Annotated in this window: 17 protein-coding genes and 1 pseudogene; 6 read left to right on the forward strand and 12 right to left on the reverse strand. The window is 66.2% G+C overall.

Annotation, left to right across the window (positions count from 1 at the left end):
- Window positions 1–97: 97 nt before the first annotated feature.
- Window positions 98–1,828, forward strand: a complete 1,731-nt coding sequence (gene ybaL / locus VHL31_RS25495; protein ID WP_349262552.1) for a YbaL family putative K(+) efflux transporter — start codon at window positions 98–100, stop codon at window positions 1,826–1,828.
- Between the two features lie 24 nt (window positions 1,829–1,852).
- Here the strand turns inward: ybaL and VHL31_RS25500 are convergent, their stop codons facing one another.
- Complete coding sequence (locus tag VHL31_RS25500; RefSeq protein ID WP_329664062.1) at window positions 1,853–2,977, reverse strand: iron-containing alcohol dehydrogenase; 1,125 nt, start codon at window positions 2,975–2,977, stop codon at window positions 1,853–1,855.
- Between the two features lie 454 nt (window positions 2,978–3,431).
- On the opposite strand from VHL31_RS25500, the gene VHL31_RS25505 reads away from it, so the two are divergent.
- Window positions 3,432–4,874 (forward strand): galactose oxidase early set domain-containing protein, encoded by a 1,443-nt coding sequence (locus VHL31_RS25505; protein WP_329664063.1) that lies wholly within the window; start codon window positions 3,432–3,434, stop codon window positions 4,872–4,874.
- Between the two features lie 45 nt (window positions 4,875–4,919).
- On the opposite strand, the gene VHL31_RS25510 is transcribed toward VHL31_RS25505, so the two are convergent.
- From VHL31_RS25510 to VHL31_RS25555, 10 genes and pseudogenes are all read right to left on the reverse strand, one after another.
- Window positions 4,920–6,926: an ASKHA domain-containing protein gene (locus VHL31_RS25510; protein ID WP_329664064.1), complete on the reverse strand. Its 2,007-nt coding sequence runs from the start codon at window positions 6,924–6,926 to the stop codon at window positions 4,920–4,922.
- Window positions 6,923–7,864: a methyltetrahydrofolate cobalamin methyltransferase gene (locus tag VHL31_RS25515; RefSeq protein WP_329664065.1), complete on the reverse strand. Its 942-nt coding sequence runs from the start codon at window positions 7,862–7,864 to the stop codon at window positions 6,923–6,925. Before VHL31_RS25515 ends, VHL31_RS25510 begins: the two co-directional genes overlap by 4 nt.
- 45 nt (window positions 7,865–7,909) lie before the next feature.
- Complete coding sequence (locus VHL31_RS25520; RefSeq protein WP_329664066.1) at window positions 7,910–8,218, reverse strand: virulence factor; 309 nt, start codon at window positions 8,216–8,218, stop codon at window positions 7,910–7,912.
- Window positions 8,219–8,309: 91 nt separating this feature from the next.
- Window positions 8,310–8,816, reverse strand: a pseudogene (locus VHL31_RS26790) (DUF1638 domain-containing protein); the annotation flags it as partial.
- Window positions 8,817–8,850: 34 nt separating this feature from the next.
- Window positions 8,851–9,558 carry a B12-binding domain-containing protein gene (locus VHL31_RS25530; RefSeq protein WP_329664068.1) on the reverse strand — a complete coding sequence of 236 codons (708 nt, stop codon included), beginning with the start codon at window positions 9,556–9,558 and terminating at the stop codon, window positions 8,851–8,853.
- Window positions 9,559–9,684: 126 nt separating this feature from the next.
- Window positions 9,685–10,590 (reverse strand): dihydrodipicolinate synthase family protein, encoded by a 906-nt coding sequence (locus tag VHL31_RS25535; protein ID WP_329664069.1) that lies wholly within the window; start codon window positions 10,588–10,590, stop codon window positions 9,685–9,687.
- 21 nt (window positions 10,591–10,611) lie between these two features.
- A complete protein-coding gene (locus VHL31_RS25540; RefSeq protein ID WP_329664070.1) occupies window positions 10,612–10,962 on the reverse strand; it encodes a hypothetical protein in 351 nt (116 codons plus the stop codon).
- Window positions 10,963–11,126: 164 nt separating this feature from the next.
- Window positions 11,127–13,004: a potassium transporter Kup gene (locus VHL31_RS25545; RefSeq protein WP_329664071.1), complete on the reverse strand. Its 1,878-nt coding sequence runs from the start codon at window positions 13,002–13,004 to the stop codon at window positions 11,127–11,129.
- A 201-nt stretch (window positions 13,005–13,205) separates the two neighbouring features.
- Window positions 13,206–14,306: a 3-hydroxyacyl-CoA dehydrogenase family protein gene (locus VHL31_RS25550; protein WP_329664072.1), complete on the reverse strand. Its 1,101-nt coding sequence runs from the start codon at window positions 14,304–14,306 to the stop codon at window positions 13,206–13,208.
- A 79-nt stretch (window positions 14,307–14,385) separates the two neighbouring features.
- Window positions 14,386–15,615 carry an MFS transporter gene (locus VHL31_RS25555; protein WP_329664073.1) on the reverse strand — a complete coding sequence of 410 codons (1,230 nt, stop codon included), beginning with the start codon at window positions 15,613–15,615 and terminating at the stop codon, window positions 14,386–14,388.
- A gap of 233 nt (window positions 15,616–15,848) precedes the next feature.
- On the opposite strand from VHL31_RS25555, the gene VHL31_RS25560 reads away from it, so the two are divergent.
- Window positions 15,849–16,358, forward strand: coding sequence for a peptidylprolyl isomerase (locus VHL31_RS25560; RefSeq protein WP_349262553.1), 510 nt, complete (start codon window positions 15,849–15,851; stop codon window positions 16,356–16,358).
- A 71-nt stretch (window positions 16,359–16,429) separates the two neighbouring features.
- A complete protein-coding gene (locus VHL31_RS25565; protein ID WP_329664075.1) occupies window positions 16,430–17,419 on the forward strand; it encodes an SDR family NAD(P)-dependent oxidoreductase in 990 nt (329 codons plus the stop codon).
- A gap of 19 nt (window positions 17,420–17,438) precedes the next feature.
- Here VHL31_RS25565 and VHL31_RS25570 read toward each other — a convergent pair whose 3' ends face one another.
- A complete protein-coding gene (locus VHL31_RS25570; RefSeq protein WP_329664076.1) occupies window positions 17,439–18,644 on the reverse strand; it encodes an MFS transporter in 1,206 nt (401 codons plus the stop codon).
- Between the two features lie 94 nt (window positions 18,645–18,738).
- On the opposite strand from VHL31_RS25570, the gene VHL31_RS25575 reads away from it, so the two are divergent.
- Window positions 18,739–19,197 carry a MaoC family dehydratase gene (locus tag VHL31_RS25575; protein WP_329664077.1) on the forward strand — a complete coding sequence of 153 codons (459 nt, stop codon included), beginning with the start codon at window positions 18,739–18,741 and terminating at the stop codon, window positions 19,195–19,197.
- A 115-nt stretch (window positions 19,198–19,312) separates the two neighbouring features.
- Window positions 19,313–20,227, forward strand: coding sequence for a Ku protein (locus tag VHL31_RS25580; protein ID WP_329664078.1), 915 nt, complete (start codon window positions 19,313–19,315; stop codon window positions 20,225–20,227).
- Window positions 20,228–20,230: the final 3 nt, after the last annotated feature.

Raw genomic sequence — 20,230 nt, forward strand, 5'->3', positions numbered from 1 at the left:
CCTGGCTGGAACGTTGCTCTTGCGCCGGGCACTCCGCATAGATGACCGGCACGCCCTGGTGATGCATCCGTTCCCACTTCGCCGACAAATGTGAGACATGCACCACGCGCCCTTGCTCGCTACGATCTGCATTGGTCTCGTCCTGGCGTTCTGCTGTGGTGCGCTGGCCCATCGGCTGAAGATCTCGCCTCTGGTCGGCTACCTCGTCGCCGGTGCCGCCATCGGCCCGTTCACGCCCGGTTTCGTGGCGGATCAGGCCCTGGCCAACCAGCTGGCGGAGATCGGCGTCATCCTGTTGATGTTCGGCGTGGGGCTGCATTTCTCGCTCAAGGATCTGCTATCGGTCCGCCTGATCGCCGTCCCGGGGGCCATCGTCCAGATCGCGGTCGCGACGCTGATGGGCCTGGGACTGGCCACATCCCTCGGCTGGACGGTCGCGGCCGGCCTGGTGTTCGGCCTGGCCTTGTCCGTCGCCAGCACGGTGGTGCTGCTGCGCGCGATGCAGGAGCGGCGACTGGTCGAGACGGAGCGCGGCCGGATCGCCGTAGGCTGGCTGATCGTGGAGGACCTGGCGATGGTGTTCGCGCTCGTCCTGATCCCCGTGATCGCCCACGCCGCGCAGGGCGGCCCGGGTGTGGAACGCGTGGAGGTCGGCGCCGGACCGCTGGTCACCCGCCTGGACCTAGGCCTCTGGGGCATGGTGCTGCTGACCCTGGGCAAGGTCACGGCCTTCGTCGCCCTGATGCTGCTGGTCGGCCGCCGCCTGATCCCCCGGCTCCTTCACTGGGTGGCCCATACCGGCTCGCGCGAACTGTTCAGGCTGTCGGTGCTCGCGATCGCGCTGGGAGTGGCGTATGGGGCGACGACGCTGTTCGACGTGTCCTTCGCACTCGGCGCCTTCCTGGCCGGCATGATCTTGAACGAGTCGCCGCTCAGCCAGCAGGCAGCGCAGGAAACGCTGCCGTTGCGCGACGCGTTCGCGGTCCTTTTCTTCATCTCGGTCGGCATGCTGTTCGACCCGGCGATCCTGATGGAGGAGCCGGCCGGGCTTCTCGGAACGCTGCTCATCATCGTGCTGGGCAAATCGATCGCCGCCTACCTGATTGTCCGCGCGTTCGGCCGGTCGGCCGGCACCGCCTGTACGATCGCCGCCAGCCTCGCCCAGATCGGCGAGTTCTCGTTCATTCTTGCCACGCTTGGCGTATCCACGGGTCTGCTGCCGGAAGCCGGCCGGGACCTGATCCTGGCTGGAGCCATCATCTCCATCCTGCTCAACCCAGTGGTTTTCGCGCTGGCGGACCGACTGGCTCCGGCCAGGCCCGACGAGCGGAAGGAGCAGGGTGGGCGCCAGGTGGACGAGGAGGAGCGCGATGCACCGGTCCCGACATCACTGTCGGGCCACACGGTGCTCGTCGGCTACGGCAGGGTCGGCAGGGTCGTGGGTGCAGGCCTGCGTGATGCCGGCGAACCGTTCCTCGTGATCGAGGACCGTGACGGACCCGCGGATGCCGCACGCGCGAACGGTGCCGAGGTCATGAGCGGCAATGCCGCCGATCCGCTGGTGCTGAAAGCCGCCAATCTCGCCAACGCACGGCGCCTGTTCGTGGCCATCGCCCAGAGCTTCGAGGCAGGACAGGTGGTGGAGCAGGCACGGGCGGCGAATCCCACCTTGGAGATCCTGGCCCGGGCCCACTCGGACGCCGAGCAGGAATACCTCCACCGTCTGGGCGCCACGCAAACCATCCTCGGCGAGAGCGAGATCGCTCGCGCGATGCTGCGGCACGCCGGCGTCGATCCCGACGCGATGGCGCCAAGCGGCGCTGCCTGACCGGCGGCATATGCCGCCTATTGATCAGAGGACGTCGGACAGGAGCTGCCGGTAGTCGTCGGCCGAGGCCGACCTCGGATTCGTCGCATGGCTGTGGTCGGCCAGTGCGCGTTCGATCACGACGTCGAAGACGTGCCGGCCGACACCCAGGTCGCTCAACCGTTGGGGGATCTTCAGCGTCCCGTTCAGCCGCGCGAAGGCCTCGCCCAGATCCTCGGACGAACCAAGTCCAAGGGCGTCCTTCAGCCGCTCGATCTTGTCGCCGACATGCTCTGCGTTGAAGCGGACCACGCCCGGCAGAAGGATGGCGTTGAGCGTTCCGTGATGGAGGTGATGGTTCTTCAGGCCACCCAGCGCATGCGACAGGGCATGGACGGCGCCCAGCCCCTTCTGGAAGCACAGTCCACCTTGCAGCGAGCCCATCATGAGCTCCCAGCGCGCCTGACGGTCCTGACCGTTCTCGACGGCACGCTGCAGGTGCCGCCAGATCCTGCCGGCACCGTCCAGGGCAATGGCATCCGCCGGAGGATTGATGCGCGGCGAGAGGAAAGTCTCGACGCAATGGGACAAGGCGTCCATGCCGGTTGCAGCGGTCAGGCCAGATGGCAGCCCAAGCGTGAGGTCGGGGTCGCAAACGGCCCGCTTGGGGATCACGTGCGGGCTGATGAATCCAAGCTTCCGTTCGTCGTCCAGCGTGATCAGGGCCGCGCGTCCCACCTCCGAGCCGGTGCCGGCCGTGGTCGGGACGGCGACCACCGGGGCGACCTTGGCCGTGATCTTGGGCAGGCCCCCGAGGATCAAGGCATAGTCGGCAAGCGGGCCAGGATGGGTCGCGAGGAGCGCCACGCCCTTGGCCAGGTCGATGGGAGATCCACCTCCCAGCGCGACCACACCATCGCAGCCCTGCTCCCGGTAGATCTCGACGGCCGCGTTGACCGCCGCTTCGGTCGGGTTGCTCGGAACGTCGAGGAAAAGGGCAGGGGTGTCGCCGAGCAGTTCGGCTACGCGTCCGACCATTCCCGCCTTCTCCAGGCCGCGGTCGCTCACCAGCAGCGGGCGACTGATGCCCAGCGCCTTCAAGTCGTCGGGAAGCCCCCCTACCGCACCGAAGTCGAAGCGGACCGAGGTCAGATAGTTGATTTCGGCCATGAGCCCGCCAAAGCCTCCCGAAGGTTCCTGTTGCCTGGACGCGGTTACTACGTCTGTCCGCCCAGCAGAACCCCAAGTGGCGGATCCGGTGCCAATCGATGTCGAGGTCGACACGATGTTTGCCTGCCGCCACGACCTGATCTGGCCGGCACCGGTTCGGCCGGCAGATGGCCTGCGGATGCCATGGCCCATCCGGTGGTGTGAAGCAGCCTGGGGATCCATTTCCCGGTTTGACATCGCACACCTCGGACAATACTCGTCTATTCTATGGTTTCCGCATCATCATCGAATAAATCGCCGACATCGAGCCCACAGCAGTAAAGACACTTGCCCCTTTGCATGGTGGAGCGAGGTGAACATGAACTGCTGTTCTGATTTCAGGCGCGATATGCGTCGGAATCTCAAGGGTTCTCTGCGGCTGTCTCGATGGGCTCTTGTGCTGGCCGTGGCCAACATGCTGGCCAGTCCCGCGGAGGCGCAGGAAGCGAATTCCAGGCACAAGCTTGGTGCCTGGTCGGACCTGGCGCCATGGCCCGTCAACCCGATCCACATGGTGCTCACGCGCGATGGCCGGGTCATGAGCTATGGCGGTACCGCCAGCGGTGCCGCGACCGCCTACTACAGCTACGACATCTGGAACTACCAGGACGGGCTGGCCGGCACCCACCTGACGCTCCTGAACGGAACCGCGACCGACATCTTCTGCAGCGCCCAGGTCCTCCTGCCGCAGGTCGGCGACATCCTCATTGCCGGCGGCGACAGCCGCACCCCGGATCCGGACGACAACGGGATCGACAGTTCGACCATCTACCGGACCAGGACCAAGACGCTCGTCAAGGGCCGGCGCATGAACCGGGAGCGCTGGTATGCGACGGCCACCACGCTGCCCAATGGGGAGACGTACATCCAGGGAGGCGACAAGGGCACGGACCGACCGGAGATCCGCGGGACGGACGGCACGTTCCGCCTTCTGGTCGACGCCGATACCAGCACCTTGTCCTATTACTACCCGCGCAACTGGGTGGCCCCGGACGGGCGCATCTTCGGCTATGCCAACCGCTCCATGTACTATGTGGACTGGCGCGGCAGCGGCTCGGTCACCATGCTGGGGAAGATGGCGACCTCGGGGCCGGGCTGGGAGACCTCGACCGAAGCCATGTATGCTCCAGGCAAGATCCTGCGCCTGGGCGGTGGCGGAACGGAGGGCGCGGCATCCAAGAACGCGATCACGATCGAGCTGAATGCGGTCCCGCCGAAGATCCAGGCGACCAGCCGCGTTCCGTTCGGGCTGCACTGGGGCACGGCCACGGTCGCCGCGGACGGCAAGGTCGTCGTCACGGGTGGCTCGGCAGGGAAGAACAAGCTGGTCGGTGTGAACAGCAATGCCCTGATCTGGAATCCGGCCACTGGCACATGGACGGCCGGCGCAGCGACAATGTCAGGGAAGGCCCGCCTCTATCATTCGAGCGCCATCCTGCTTCCCGTTGCGTCGATCCTGGTGGCAGGCGGCGGCGCGCCAGGACCGCAGACCAACCTGAACGCCGAGATCTATTATCCACCCTATCTGTACGATGCCCTGGGCGAGCCGGCTGTCCGTCCCACCATCACCGGCACCTCCACCAACCTGAAGATCAGAGGTACGGTGAGGCTGACCGTGGGAGACGGCTCCAGGATCGCCCGCGTCACCCTGGTGAAGACGGGATCGGTGACCCACAGCTTCAACATGGACCAAAAGTTCCTGGACCTGCGGTTCACGCGCTCCGGCAACACGATCACCGCGAGACTGCCGGCCAGCAACAACCTGGCACCGCCCGGCTACTACCTCCTGTTCGTCATCGACCGCGACGGGGTGCCGTCGATCGGCAAAGTTCTCCCCATGTATATCTCTTCGTCCTGAAGCAATCCGCGGTCCTGCAGCCAGGCAGCGCAATTCCAGGCTGCCCTAGGCCCGCCGCCGCCGTCGCCGGCCATCGCCCTCATCGTGGGCAAGCTCCTTGGGAGCAGGAAGGGCCACCGCCCTGGTCAGATGGACGTACTCCGCCGTCTTGTGCGGGAAGGCCATCGCCTCGACGAAGTGCTGCTGGAAGCGTGGCTCGATCGCCGTCTCGATCTTCTCGATCCGCTTGACCACCCGCTCGATCTCCCGGCGCGCCTGCTTGTTCAGGAGCGCGATGCGGGCACCCGTTCCAGCGGCGTTGCCGGCGGCCTGTACCTTCGCGAGGTCGCAGTCCGGGATGAGGCCCAGCACCATGGCGTAGGTCGTGTCGATATGGCTGCCGAACGCACCGGCCAGGGTCACGCGGTCGACCTTCTCGACGCCGAAATGCTCCATCAGCAGCTTCGACCCGGCATAGAGCGCGGCCTTGGCCAGTTGGATGGCGCGTACATCGGTCTGCGTGATGCGGATCCTCGGCTCGCCCTCCTGCAGCACGTAGGAGAACGTGCGGCCGTCGGCCTCGATCCTGGCCGTGCGGGTGGCCATGCCACCGTCGATGACGCCGTCCCTGCTGATGATCCCGGCCAGGAACATCTCGGCCAGGACCTCGATGATTCCGGACCCGCAGATCCCGGTGACGCCGGTCCTGCCTGTCGCCTCGGCAAAGCCCGACTCGTTCGACCACAGGTCCGAACCGATCACCTTGAAGCGCGGCTCCAGCGTCTCACGGTCGATCCGGACACGCTCGATGGCCCCAGGTGCCGCCCGCTGGCCACCGGAGATCTGCGCACCCTCGAAGGCCGGGCCCGTCGGCGAGGAGCAGGCCAGCAACTTGTTCCGGTCGCCCAGCACGATCTCCGCATTGGTGCCCACGTCCACCACCAGGCTGACGTCATCGCGCAGGTAGGGCGTCTCCGACAGCACCACGCCAGCCGCGTCCGCCCCGACATGCCCGGCGATGCACGGCAGCACGTAGATGCTGGCACCGCGATTCATCGCGCCGTCCAGGTCCAGATCCGAGGCTCGGAGGTTCATCGCGCTGTCCAGCGCCAGGGCAAAGGGCGCGCCCCCAAGTTCCGTCGGATCGATCCCCAGCAGCAGATGGTGCATCACGGGGTTGCCGACGAAGACCGCCTCCATGATCAGGTCGCGCTCGATCTTCGCCTCGGCGGCAACCTCGCCTGTCACCGCTGCCAGCGCCTCGCGGACAGCTTGGGTCATCTCGACTTCGCCGCCCGGGTTCATCATCACGTAGGAGACCCGGCTCATCAGATCCTCGCCGAACCTGATCTGCGGGTTCATGAGCCCGGAGGAGGCCACGACCTCACCCGTCGAAAGATCGCAAAGATGCGCCGCGATCGTCGTGGAGCCGATGTCCACGGCAAGGCCGTAGGCGCGGTCGGTGAAGCCCGGCCAGATCTCGACCAGCCGCTTGCGGTCATGGACCGCTGCGGTCACCTTCCACTCGCCCTTGCGCAGCGTCTTCTGCAGCCTCTGCAGCACATGGAGGTCCGCCGTCAGGCCTTCGAGCTGCCACTGCTCCCGCAGCGCTTCGAGCAGCCGCTCGAAGTCGCCGCGCGGGTCGTGCATGTCGGGTTCCTGCACCTCGACGAAGTGGAGCGTCGTGCTGGGATCGAGCGCGATCTCTCGCACCTCCGCCCGCTTGCGCACCACCTGCTTGTGGACCTGGCTTTCCGGCGGCACGTCGATCACGACGTCGCCTTCAAGGATCGTCTGGCAGGACAGCCGGCGGCCCTCGATCAGGCCCTTGCGGCTGCGATAGCGCTCCTCGGTCGCGGTGAACGGGCCGACATGCTCGGCCGAGGAATCGATGCCGTGCTTGGCGAAGGAGCCCTGGCCGACGGTGATCTGGCAGCGGCCGCAAAGGGCGCGCCCGCCGCAGACCGAATCGATGTCGACGCCCAGCTTGCGGGCAGCCTCCAGGAGCCTGGTGCCGACTGGAAAGCGGCCCCGTTTGCCGGACGGCGTGAAGACGACCAGGGCTTCGCTCACGCCGCAGTCCCGCCTGTTGCCACGTCGGCCACGGCCTCGCTCGGACGGCGCCGGCGCCGCTCGGTGCGATCACCCCGGCCGCCTTCGGCAGGAGGCTCCCGGAACTTCTGCAGCCAGCGGGCGCAGTGCGGATCGTTGCCGAGCATGACGTCCGCTCCCATGATCCCGTTCATCTCCTCCGGATGGAGCGGGTTCAGGATCGCCGAGGTCATGCCCGCACCGGCTGCCATGGCCAGGAAGATCGAGTTCAGCCCGTGCCGGTTCGGCAGGCCGAAGCTGACGTTCGAGGCGCCACAGGTCGTGTTGACCTTGAGCTCTTCGCGAAGGCGGCGGATGAGCCGGAACGCAGCGTTGCCCGCCCCGCCGAGCGCGCCGATCGGCATGACCAGCGGATCGACCACGATGTCGTGCGGCTTGATCCCATAGTCGGCTGCGTGGTGGACGATCTTCTTGGCGACCTCGAAGCGAACGTCCGGATCCTCGGAAATGCCGGTCTCGTCGTTCGAGATCGCCACCACGGCACAATCATATTTCTTCACCAGCGGCAGCACCGCCTCGAGCCGCTCTTCCTCCCCGGTGACGGAGTTGAGCAGGGGACGTCCCTGGTAGACGGCGAGTCCGGCTTCCAGGGCGGCCACGATCGAGCTGTCGATCGAAAGCGGCACGTCGGTCAGCGACTGTACCAGCTTGATGGTGGCGGCCAGGATGGCCGGCTCGTCGGCCAAGGGAATGCCGGCATTCACGTCGAGCATGTGTGCCCCCGCAGCCACCTGGGCCAGGGTGTCCTGCTCGACGGTGGAGAAGTCACCGGCACTCATTTCTGCCGCCAGCTTCTTGCGTCCCGTCGGGTTGATCCGCTCGCCGATCACGCAGAAGGGCTGGTCGAAACCGATGGTGACGGTCTTGGTCCTCGAGGACACGATGGTGCGGGTGGTCATGATCTGATCCGGTAGAGGGATTGCGTAAAGGCGACACGACGAAGATCAGGGGACGCCCGCGTCGTTGCCGAGATTCTTCACCAGTTCGCGCACCCGCTCTTGCGGGTAAGCGGCATCCAGCTCGTCATGGGCGCGCTGCGCTTCTGCCTCCAGATCGTCGCCGCAGGCGACCGGCGCGCTCCGGCGCCACTCCTCCAGATAGGCGTCGGTACCGGTAAGCTTCGCGCGCATCGCCGCCATGTCGATCGCCTCCGAGAACCGCGCCGGCAGCTCCCGCTTGGCCGTCTTGCGGCCCTGCTTGACGATCACCTGGGCCGGGATGTCCCGCCACAGGACGACGATACGCTCTGCCATCTTCTTCTCCACGTCCAGCGGCCGCCACGAATTCATCGAGCACGCCAAACCCCACCCGCACATGCTCGAACCGGAGGCCAATCCTGTCGGCGGCAGCTCTTGCCCGGTCCAGGCACGACGTATCGTCGCTCTGGGCCAGATAGACGAGCCGCCGGTAGTTGCCGAAATAGAGAGGCAGCAGCTCGGGATGCCGGTCGAGGCCCAGGCCCTGCCAGACGAGCGTATCGAACTGCCGCGCCAGAAAGTCGGTGAGCCAGAAGGTGCCTATTTCCTCCTCAGCCAGGGCGGCGAACCGGTCGAAGCCGCTGAAAAAGGCGTAGCAGTGCGGTCCTTCGATCCGGGCCACGCCTTCGGCCGCCAAGACCCGATCGAGCTCGCCACCCGTGCCGCAGTCGCCATAGGCCACGACGATCCGCTCGTACGAAGGCCGGTGCAGCCGGATAGCTTCCCGGACCGCCTGCGGGATCAGCTGCGGGTGGTTGTGCAGCTGAGCCGGAAGGCAGTGAAGCCGCACATGGTCGAGCCTGTTGGCCTGGATCAAGGCCAGGATCTCACGAGCGAGCGCGCCGCAGGCAAGGATCAAGGTGCGGACAGGCATCGTCACGACAGGTTGCTCGTCCAGAAGGGGCAGGTCAGGTCACCGCGCCGCGCTGGTTGTGCTTGCGTGCCATGAACTCCTTGGCGGTCTCGACGGCCACCGCGGCGTCACGGCAATAGGCATCGGCGCCGACCGCCTTGGCGAAGGCCTCGTTCAACGGTGCGCCGCCGACCAGCACGATGAAGTCGTCGCGCCGGCCGCGCTCGACCAGCGTGTCGATGACCACCTTCATGTAGGGCATCGTGGTGGTAAGCAGCGCGGACATGCCGAGGATGTCGGGCTTGTGCTCGTCGAGTGCCGCGAAATACTTGTCGACGTCGCAGTTGATGCCGAGGTCGATCACCTCGAACCCGGCACCTTCCATCATCATCCCGACCAAGTTCTTGCCGATGTCGTGGATGTCGCCCTTCACGGTTCCGACCACCATCTTGCCGACGCTGGGCGCCCCCGTCTCCACGAGCAGCGGGCGAAGAACGTACATGCCGGCCTTCATCGCGTTCGCCGCGAGCAGGACTTCCGGCACGAACAGGATGCCGTCGCGGAAATCGACGCCGACGATGGTCATGCCACCGACAAGGGCCTCGGTGAGCACCCGGTAGGGTGTCCAGCCGCGCTCCAGCAGGATGTTGACCCCTTCCACGACCTCGTCCTTGAGGCCGTCATACAGGTCGTCCTGGATCTGCTTGGTCAGCTCGTCGTCGTCGAGCTCTCGCAGGTCCAGTTCGTCGCCACCGTCGCTCATCGTTCCGTCCCGTCAGGGCTGCTCACCGCCCATTCATAGCGAGGTCATCGCCGGCCACGCTTCTCGCCCTACGACCGGAGTTCCCCGGTTCGCGACGAGCCATGGCCAAACCGCATAACGATATCTTTATACCTTTGTGTGTGCCTTGGCCAGTGCTGCCATGATCGGTTCGAGGGAGGCCGGATCATCGATCGCGCACAGGGGCGGCCGGACCTGCCGCCAAGCTGGATCCTGGAGCCGCGCAGCCAGCAGCGCCTTGATCGTCGGGATCAGCGGACCCGCTTCCTCGACGGCGCGGCGAACGGCGGTCACGACCTCCTGAGCATCCAGCGCCTCGGCCTGCCAGCCTGCCTTGAAGAGATCGAACACGGCGCGATTGCCCGGAGCGTTCAGGTTCGCCGCTGCCGAGATCGACCCGGCCCCGCCTGCGTCCAGCGTCCTCAGCAGATGCTGGTCAGCACCGGGGAATACCGACAGGTCGGGGAAGGCGCTGATCATCGTGAGCGTATGCTCGAGATCCGCCGAACTGTCCTTCAGGCCCGTGATCTTCGGCCCGAACCGTTCGCGCAGGGCCGCGATGACGGGCTGGGTGATGGGGACCGCCGACACCTTCGGAAAATGGTAAAGGATAACCCGGGCTTCGTCGGGCAACTGATCGACCACCTCGGTGAAGGCCGCGATCACGCCGGCATCCGAGACACCCTTGTAGAAGAACGGCGGCAGCATGAGCAGCTGCCGGCATCCACGCGACAGGGCATGCGTCGCCAGCGCCAATGTGTCGTCCCGCGCGGACAATCCTACACCGACCAGCAGGCGATCGGGTGAGACGCCTTCCTGGACGAGATGATCGAGCGTCGCCTGACGCTGTGCGATCGTGAACGACGCGGCCTCGCCCGTGGTGCCGAACAGGGCCACCCCATGGCACCCGCCGGCGAGGAGAGACCGGATGTGCGCGGCCGTCCGCTTGAGATCGACACCGCCATCGGCTGTTGCGGCCGTGACGCTGGCCGCGAAGATACCTTCGAGTTTCACCGGAACCCCCCGCTCTTCAGATCAGGTGCGATGCGCCACGAAGCCCGCAGGGATAGTTTCGATGTTCGGGTCGCGTGGTTCTCGAACTGGCCGGTCCTGCGGACAGTTCGGCAACACGACCTGCGGGAAGCTCTTCATGCTGCTGATCGCGTCGTTCTTGGACCGCCTGTCCGGCAAGCTCAAGATCCCGAACAAACCGCTGCTGCTCCTGCGCGTTCCACCAGCGCCCAGAGACCGGCTGCGGCCCGCCTCGTCGACGGCAATGACGCCACCCGTTCGGCCCACCACGCGCCGGTCGACCTGCATCGCCGTCGTGCTGACCCTGTTCCCGACACTCGCCGCGGCCTGGCGTGCGATCGTGCGTCCTGTCATGGCCTTGGGCGGATCACCTCCGCGGTCGCCGATCTTGCTCGTCCGCGGGATCGCCCGGCGCATGGAGCCCCGAGCGGGTCGAACTGAGATGCCAGGAGGTCACCACAAGGCCCAGGACTGCCTGGAGACCTCTGGCCGTAGTGCGCGCCGCCTGACCAGCCGCCCTACACTTCGACCTGCGTCCCCACCTCGATCACCCGGTTGGGTGGAAGGCCGAAATAGGCGGTGGGATCCGTGGCCGTGGCGGACATGCTGATGAACAGCCGCTCTTCCCACTGTCCCAGGTGATCACGCGTCGACGGCACGAGTGTTTCCCGGCCGAGGAAGTACGAGGCCCTGGCCGGATCCACGGTCAGCCCCGCCACCGACGCCGCCCGCAGCGCCGCCGGAATGTCGGGAACGTCCGTGAAGCCGAAATGGGCGGTGATCGACCAGAATCCGTCGCCAAGGTCGCGGACGAGAAGGCCCTGCTCGATCGGGACCCGCGGAACATCGTCGGTCTTGACCGTCAGAAGGACGACCTGCTCGTGCAGGACATGGTTGTGCTTGAGATTATGCAGCAGGGTGCTGGGAACGACCGACACGTCGCTGCAAAGGACGATAGCCGTGCCGGGCACGCGGTGACAGCGCGAGCTGGCCGTTGCCGACCGGATGAACAGGTCGATCGGCATGGCATCGGCGGTCCGAAGTGTCGCGAGCACCTGCCGACCTCGGAACCATGTCCGAAGCATCAGATACACCACAGCCGCCATGATCAATGGCAGCCATCCGCCATCCGGGATCTTCAGGCTGTTGGCGATGATGTAGGCGGCGTCCAGGCAGAGGAGGACGCCGAAGACCAGGCCGGACATCAAACGGCACCAGCGCCACAGCCAGACCGCGACAAGCCCGGCCAGGATGGCGTCAATGCCCATCGCACTGGTGACGGCAATGCCGTAGGCGGCAGCCAGGCCCGAGGAATTCCCGAAGGTCACGACAAGAGCCAGCACGCCCGCCATGAGCAGCCAATTGACCCGCGGGATATAGATCTGGCCCATCTCGTGCTCGGAGGTGTGGCGCATCACCATGCGGGGAAGGTAGCCCAGCCGGATCGCCTGCGAGGTCAAGGAGAACACACCGGAGATCACGGCCTGGCTGGCGACGATGGTGGCGAGCGTGGCCAGGAGAATTAGCGGCGCCAGACCCCAGGTGGGCACGAGATGGAAGAAGGGCGATTCCACCGTGGCCGGATCAGCCAGGATCAAAGCACCCTGGCCGAAATAGTTGATCAGCAGGGCCGGCATCACGATACCGAACCAGGAGACGCGGATCGCCTGGCGGCCGAAATGGCCCATGTCGGCATAGAGCGCCTCGGCGCCGGTGACGCAGAGGACGACGGCGCCCATCGCGACGAAGGCATGAAGCCCCTCGACAGCAAGGAACTGGATGGCCCAGGTCGGATCGATCGCCCGCAGCACGGACGGGTTCTGCACGATCTGGCCGATACCCAGGACCGCCAGCACGGTGAACCAGACCGCCATGATCGGCCCGAACACGCGGCCGACCATGGCTGTGCCGTGCCGCTGGAGAAGAAAGAGTCCGAGAAGGATCCCGAGCGCGATCGGCAGGACGTAATCGCCCAGGCGCGCATCCAGGGTTTCCAGACCCTCCACGGCCGAAAGCACGGAAATGGCCGGCGTGATCATGGCATCGCCGTAGAAGAGGCCGACCCCGATCATCGCGAGCGTGAGCACCAGAATCCGGCGCGCGTCGCCCCGGGCACCGCCCGAGCCCAGCGCCAGGGCGGCCAGCGCCAGGACGCCGCCCTCTCCCTTATTGTCGGCGCGCATGATCAGCACGACGTATTTCAGCGCGACGATCAGCGTGAGCGACCAGAACACCAAGGACAGCACGCCCAGGACGTGGAGTTCGTCCAGCTCCAACCGTCCGGCATGACCGAACGCCTCGCGCATCGTGTAGAGCGGGCTCGTGCCGATATCGCCGAAGACGACGCCCAGAGCGGCCAGAACCGTTCCCGCACGTACCCCACCTGGTAACGACAACGAGCGGCCAGAGGTCGAAGCGACCGAGATTTTCGCCAAACCGGCGCCTCAAGCAAGGTGAACGAAGCGCGCGGCTGCTTACACGAGCACCGCCACGATGCAATCATGTCGTGCGTGCCGCACCGGGAGGCAAGGCGGCTGCCCGATGTGCATGCCGATAAGTCGCCGGGTTGCGCCGGCTCGGGCTGGCTGGCCGCCTTGTCAGGTGGAGATCAAGGATCCTACACGATCCAGCGACTTCGGCAGCTGGTAGCCATACTTGCTGCATAACGGGACGATCAGACGCTCGACCTCCGCCCGGCCCAGCCTGTCCATCAGCGCGCAGGGGGGCTTGCCGAATTTCAAGGCTTCACGGGCACCGTGGTCGATCTCGGCCGGGCCGGCTACCCCCTCGTCCAGCTCCTGGAGGACGGGCAGGAAGGTCCCGGCGCGGAGGCGATCACGAATGAGGTCGGCCTTGGCGGGATCGATGTCGCCGGCGGGATCGATCGTCCACGACGTTTCGGCATCGCCGGTCACTGCCATGGAACGCGCTGGCGTGTAGAACGCGCCAAGCGGTGCCAGATTACGGATCGCGTGGAGATTGATCCGCGGCTTGACGATGTTCATGACCTGGAACGGACCGGCGGCCGCACCGACCGCTTCCTTGGCGACCAGATCGATCTCGCCGGGCGTGCCCAGTCCTTCGTCCACCAGCCGGGCGGCCTCGTTCGTGTAGGGGCAGAAGAACCGGTTGATGCAGAAGCCCCACTGGTCCTTGCACGCGAGCGGCTGCTTGCCGGTACGCTGCGTGAACTCCAGCGCCAGGGCGACGGCGGCGTCCGCCGTCTGCTCGCCGCGGACCACCTCGACGATCGGGTTGACCTGTGCCGGGCTGAAGTAGTGGAGACCCAGGAACCGTTCCGGTTGGGTCACGGCCTTGGCCAGTTCGGAGACCCGCAGGCAGGACGTATTGGTGCCGATCAGCGTGTCCGGCCGCACGGCGGACGCAATCTTGGCGAGCACGTCGGTCTTGAGCGCCATGTCCTCGAACACGGCCTCGATGACGAGGTCGACATCCGCGAGCGCATCAATGCTGCCGACGACATGCATCCGCTGGCGCGCCGCATCTGCCTCATCCTGGCTGAGCCGGCCCTTTTCGACCGATCGTGCGAAGAAGGTCCCGGCGAGGTCCACAGCCGCAGCCGCCGCTCCGGGCTTGGCGTCGGTCAGCAACACCTCGACGCCGGCCTGCGCGGTCGCCGTGGCAATACCGCCCCCCATCGTGCCGGCGCCCACGATGCCGATCCGCGTGATGGTCATTTCCCCAAACTACCTCGGTTCATTGCGCTGCAGCAGCCCTCTAGACCTGTGCCGGCCGAGGGGAAAGGCTCTTGCCCGCTCAAGCCGTCCCGGCGGCTCGCCGCGGATCGGCGGCGCCGGCACCGCGGCTCTTCAGAATCGTGGCAATCGAAGCCAGCGAGATCGCTGCGATCAGCCAGAATACCACCCGGCTCTCCTGTCGGTCGAGCAGATGCCCGAACACGGGTGCGATCGCCAGCGTGCCGGCATTGAATCCGATCGTCACGAAGCCGAAGACCCGGCCCGATGCTCCGCTGGGCGTGATCTGCTTGACCATCAGATCACGCGACGGACTGACGGCACCGCCGAACAGCCCTGCGACCAGGAAGAGGGTGCCGATCGTCGGCAGATGGGCCGGCGCGAGGGCAAGGATGGTGGCGACCAGGGTGAGGACGGCAAAGCAGAGCGCGACGACGAGGCCGTGCCGCTCGGTGCGGTCGGCGACCTGGCCGCCGATCAGCACGCCCAGCGCGGACGCGCCGAGATAGAGCATCACCGGCAGCCCGGCCGTCGCCACATCGACGTCTGCCAGTTGTTCCAGGGTCGCGGTGCCGAAATTGCTGAAGCCGCCCTGGCCGGCCGAGATCAGGGCGAAGAACAGGAAGGCCATCGCGATCGGCCAGCTTGCGAACAAGCGGAGGGTGCCTGCCGTCCCTGTGCTTCGGCTGGACGTCCTGGCCATGCGCTCGCTTGCGAGGAAGCGACGGCAGGGGATCAGCACCAGGGTGAAGAGCAGGCCCAGCAGCCCCGCGGACACGAGTGCGGCCTGCCAGCCGAATGCTGCCGTGATCGGCAGCAGCAGGACGGGCGCAGCCGTGAAGCCCAGATAGCCGCCGAACGTGTGGACGGAGTAGGCACGTCCGAGCCGGGTCGAGCTGACCGAACCGGCCAGGATCGCATAGTCGGCCGGATGGTAGACGGCGTTGCCGAGACCAGCCACCGCCATCATCACCAGGAACACGGCGAACGAGGGCTCGAACGCCACTGCGGCGATGCCGACGGCAAAGGCGATCTGGCCGAGCAGAAGGGGCCAGAACGCCCCATAGCGGTCGACGATCATGCCCACGGGCACCTGGGCGATGGCCGTCATGAGATTGAGGATTGCCAGTCCGATGCCGAGCTGGGTGTAGCTGAACCCGAGCCCGGCCGTGAGCACCGGAAAGAGGGGTGGCAGGGCCAGAATGTAGAAATGCGCGAAGAAATGGCCGATCCCGATCACGGAGATGACCGTCAGATCGTGCCGCCCTGCTGCCGGGACCGCCGTCGCCATGCCTGTTCCTCGAGGTCCCGTCGGTTTGTCGCGCTGGAACATGGCGTTGAAGACCCGGACATGCCAGAGGTCCAGCAGCGATGAAGACCTGGTCGATGCCTTGCGGGTTCTCATCTCTTGCAAATTCTGCGATCACGCACCGCGGTCGGGGTGGGCCCGGCCCAGCGGAAGATTAATTTCGTGAAGGTGTTGGTGTGACGACCAGGAGAGCTTTCGTCGCTGGCGCAGCCGCCCTGGCGACGCATCTTGCCACGAGCGGTGCGGAGGCCCGAGACTTGGACAATACCCTGATCATCGAACTTGCCACGGGCAAGGTGACCGTCGAACTGCAGCCCGACCTGGCACCCCTGCATGTGGCACGGATCAAGGAGCTCGCCAGCGAGGGCTTCTACGACGGAATCGTATTCCACCGGGTCATCCCGGGCTTCATGGCGCAGACTGGCGACCCGACCGGTACCGGACGCGGCAGCTCCGACAAGCCGAACCTGAAGGCCGAGTTCACCAAGACGCCGTTCGAGCGGGGCACGCTCGGCATGGCGCGCAGCCAGAGCCCGAACAGCGCCAACAGCCAGTTCTTCATCTGCTTCGACCGCAGCGACTGGCTCGACGGCCAGTACACCGTATTCGGCAAGGTGGTGGACGGCATGGATCTGGTCGATCGCATCGCCAAGGGCGAGCCGCCGTCGAACCCGGACAAGATGGTGAAGGTCTACATCGCCTCGGCCGCGCCGGCAGCGAACTGAGCAGACCCTAACGATCGTCCGACGCGGGACCTGCCGCACGGTCCCGCCGCCCATTCACGAGATCCGAACCCATGGCCGTCCTCGTCACCGGTGTTGCCGGCTTCATCGGCTTCCATGTCGCCCGTGCCCTGCTGGAGCGGGGCGAGGAGGTCGTGGGGGTGGACATCGTCAATGCCTATTATGATCCGGCATTGAAGGAGGCGCGTCTCCAGCAGCTGGCGGGGCGGGACGGCTACCGGTTCGTGAAGGCGGACATCGCCGAACTCGACCAGATGCGGGACCTGGCCGAGGAGCATGGCGACCGGATCACGGGGGTGGTGCACCTGGCGGCCCAGGCGGGGGTGCGCCATTCGCTGACGGCACCCTTCGACTATGTGCGCTCCAACCTGGTCGGGCACATGGTCATGCTGGAGGTGGCCCGCCACCACCTGCCGAACCTGCGAAGCTTCGTCTACGCGTCGAGCAGCTCGGTCTATGGCGGCAACGAGAAGACGCCGTTCTCGGTGGACGACCCGGTGGAGCGGCCGGTCTCGCTCTATGCGGCGACCAAGCGCGCCGACGAGCTGATGTCGTATGCCTATGCGCATCTCTACAGGATCCCGCAGACCGGCCTGCGCTTCTTCACCGTCTACGGGCCCTGGGGGCGGCCGGACATGGCAGCCTATATCTTCGCGGATGCGATCGCCAAGGGCCGGCCGATCACGCTGTTCAACCACGGCGAGATGAAGCGCGACTTCACCTATATCGACGACATCGTGGCGGGCACGCTGGCAGCGCTCGACCGCCCGGCCCAGCCGAACGACCAGGGCGTGCCGGCCAGGGTCTACAACCTCGGCAACCACCGGCCAAACGACCTGCGGACCTTCGTCTCGATCATCGAGCGGGAAATGGGCCGCGAGGCGGTCGTGCAGTTGGCGCCGATGCAGCCGGGCGACGTGCCGGCCACCTATGCCGATATCGAGGCCAGCACCCGCGACCTGGGCTTCATGCCGACCACCTCGCTGGAGGAGGGCCTGCCGAAGTTCATCGCCTGGTACAAAAGGTACCACGGGGTGAACTGAGGGGTGGGCGCTGCGAGAGCTAGCGCCCGGCTCTTGCTGCCTTGCGGCCAGCGAGAAGGTTCGTAGCCAGCAGGCTGGCGAGCCCCAGGCCTGCCGGAAGGACGGCGACCATACCCAGAAGATGATAGCCGGACACCGCGATCGTGTAGCCGCCGATGGCGGCACCGACCGAGGTGCCGACATAGATGCAGGAGGCGTGGAGGGCCAGGAGGATCGGCGCGCGCTCGCCATCCAGCGAGGCCAGGCGCGCCTGCTGCGGAACGTTCACCGACCAGCCGATCACGCTCCAGACCGCGACGACCAAGCCGATGCCGATCGGCGGCAGCGCCAGGAGCGTCATCGCCGGCAGGACGATCATCATGCCGATCGTCAGCACCACGAGGGACCTGACCGTGCCGATCCGGTCGGTCATGAACCCGCCCAGGATGTTGCCGGCGATCCCGCCAAGGCCAAAGATCAGGAACATCAGCGTGATGCCTGTCTGGCCAAAGCCATGGATCGTCTGCAGGAGCGAGGCCAGGTAGGTGTAGACGGTGAACGCGCTGGCCATCAGGCAGGCGATGAACAACACGGCAGTCAGCAGGGATGGCGTGCGCAGGACGCTGCCCAGAGTCGCCAGCGAGGATGGCTGGACCTTGATCTCGCTCGGCACGTAATGGCGCAGGACCATCAGGCAGATCAGGGCCAGGGCGGCCACCGCGGCGAAGGTCAGCCGCCAGCCGAACTGGTAGCCCAGCCAGACTCCGAGCGGAACGCCCAGGGCCTGGGCAATGGTGAAGCCGCCAAACACGGTGGCCAGCGCCCGGCCGCGGTGCTCCGGCAGGGTGGTCGCCACGGCAATCGCGGTGCCGACCGGCGTGATCAACCCGGCACCCAGCGCCATGGCGGTGCGGCTGGCCAGCATGACGCCAAAGGACGGAGCGGCTGCCGAGACGGCCGATCCCAGGACCAGCAGCGCCAGCCCGATCGACAGCACGCTGCGGCGGTCCATATGGCCAGTGACGGCGACCAGGACAGGCGACGAAAGCGCATACACGATGGCGTAGACCGTCATCAGCCAGCCTGCCTGCCATGGCTCGATACCGAACGTCGCGGCGATTGGCGACAGGATGCCGATCACCATGAAGGCTGCGACGCCGACCGCTACATTCGCCATGGCAAGGAGCAGATGGACGGTACGGGCGGAGGGGTGCACGGTCGGGGATGTGTTCGTGGACCTTGTCAAGCTGGCGCTGCTCCATTGCCGGCATCGTAGCCATGGCGGCCACGACATGGCCTTGCGGGCGTCCGGGATCATTGCGCCACGGGAGTAAGCCTTCTTGTCCGAGCCAACTAGCTTGTTCTTCCTGGATGACCTTCGGCTGGGCCAGCGCTTCAGGAGTGGCTCGCTTCCTGTCGAGGCCGAAGAGATCAGGACGTTCGCACGAGCCTACGATCCCCAGCCGTTCCACCTGGACGAGGTCGCGGCGCAGTCGAGCCTGTTCGGCGGGCTTGCGGCGAGCGGATGGCACACGGCGGCACTCACCATGCGCCTTCTGGTAGAGGGCGGCGCGCCGCTGGCAGGTGGCCTCATAGGAGCGGGCTGTGAGCTGACGTGGCCGAAGCCGACGCGGCCGGGCGACATCCTGACCGTGGACAGCGAGGTGGTGGAGATCAGGCCGTCACGCTCGCGTCCGGATCGCGGCATGGTCACGTTGCGGAGCGAAACCCGGAACCAGCATGGCGACATCGTCCAGACGCTGACGGCAAAGCTGGTTGTTCCGCGCCGGCCTTCCTGATGCTGGTCCGGCCGAGAGCACGTCTTCGGCGAGACTTCTCGCGACGATCCTGTTCTTCGGGAACCGCGTGCCAGACCTCCCGTTGCTGGCCCGGGTACTTTGAGGATCCACGACGATGGCACCGCGCCCGAACTGGAAAGGCTATCTGAAGCTCGCGCTGGTGACCTGCCCCGTGGCCATGTTCACGGCAGCCACCACGGCGGAGCGCATCTCGTTCCACACCCTGAACCGGGAGACCGGCAACCGGGTCCGGCGCCAGTATATCGATGCCGAAACCGGCGACGTCGTTGAGGATGACGAGCAGGTCAAGGGATACGAGCTGGAGGATGGCCAGTACGTCCAGATCGAGGAAGACGAGTACGACTCGGTAGCGCTGGAAAGCACCCACACGATCGACATCGACAAGTTCGTCCCGCGCGCCGAAGTCGACGAGATCTACATCGATACGCCCTACTACCTGGTCCCCACCGACAAGGTCGGCGAGGAAGCCTTCGTGGTCATCCGGGAGGCGATGCGGGCGCGGCGGATGGTCGGGTTGGCGCGGGTCGTCCTGTACCGGCGCGAGCGGATCCTGATGCTGGAGCCGCGCTCGAAGGGGATCATGGCGCACACCCTGCACTACGACACGGAAGTGCGGGACGACCGCGGCTATTTCGAGGACATCCGGAACATCAAGCTGTCCAGCGACCTGATCGATCTTGCGAGCCACATCATCGACACCAAGGCCAGCCGCTTCGACCCGTCCGAGTTCCGCGACCGCTACGAGGAAGCGCTGGTCGAGATGGTCAAGGCGAAGGCCAAGGGCAAGAAGCCGAAGGCGCCGCCAAAGCCGCGCGACCAGGGCAATGTCGTGAACCTGATGGAAGCCCTGCGGCGGAGCCTCGGCGCCACGAATGACAACGAGGATCAGAAACCAGCAGCACCCAGCCGGGCCAAGTCGGCAACAAAAGCCAAATCCTCCTCGTCGGGAAGCTCCACAACGGCGAAGAAGAAGGCGCCATCGAAGCCGACGACACGTAAGGCAGGGTGAACT

The organism is Geminicoccus sp., assembly GCF_036263595.1.
Taxonomy (GTDB): domain Bacteria; phylum Pseudomonadota; class Alphaproteobacteria; order Geminicoccales; family Geminicoccaceae; genus Geminicoccus.

Excerpts from the sequence above, each read along its gene's own strand:
- VHL31_RS25580 (WP_329664078.1), top strand. The coding sequence starts at position 19,313 with ATGGCACCGCGCCCGAACTGGAAAGGCTATCTGAAGCTCGCGCTGGTG.
- VHL31_RS25540 (WP_329664070.1), bottom strand. The coding sequence starts at position 10,962 with ATGACAGGACGCACGATCGCACGCCAGGCCGCGGCGAGTGTCGGGAAC.
- VHL31_RS25520 (WP_329664066.1), bottom strand. The coding sequence starts at position 8,218 with ATGGCAGAGCGTATCGTCGTCCTGTGGCGGGACATCCCGGCCCAGGTG.
- VHL31_RS25550 (WP_329664072.1), bottom strand. The coding sequence starts at position 14,306 with ATGACCATCACGCGGATCGGCATCGTGGGCGCCGGCACGATGGGGGGC.
- VHL31_RS25500 (WP_329664062.1), bottom strand. The coding sequence starts at position 2,977 with ATGGCCGAAATCAACTATCTGACCTCGGTCCGCTTCGACTTCGGTGCG.
- ybaL (WP_349262552.1), top strand. The coding sequence starts at position 98 with ATGCACCACGCGCCCTTGCTCGCTACGATCTGCATTGGTCTCGTCCTG.
- VHL31_RS25530 (WP_329664068.1), bottom strand. The coding sequence starts at position 9,558 with ATGAGCGACGGTGGCGACGAACTGGACCTGCGAGAGCTCGACGACGAC.
- VHL31_RS25505 (WP_329664063.1), top strand. The coding sequence starts at position 3,432 with ATGCTGGCCAGTCCCGCGGAGGCGCAGGAAGCGAATTCCAGGCACAAG.
- VHL31_RS25565 (WP_329664075.1), top strand. The coding sequence starts at position 16,430 with ATGGCCGTCCTCGTCACCGGTGTTGCCGGCTTCATCGGCTTCCATGTC.
- VHL31_RS25555 (WP_329664073.1), bottom strand. The coding sequence starts at position 15,615 with ATGGCGACGGCGGTCCCGGCAGCAGGGCGGCACGATCTGACGGTCATC.
- VHL31_RS25515 (WP_329664065.1), bottom strand. The coding sequence starts at position 7,864 with ATGACCACCCGCACCATCGTGTCCTCGAGGACCAAGACCGTCACCATC.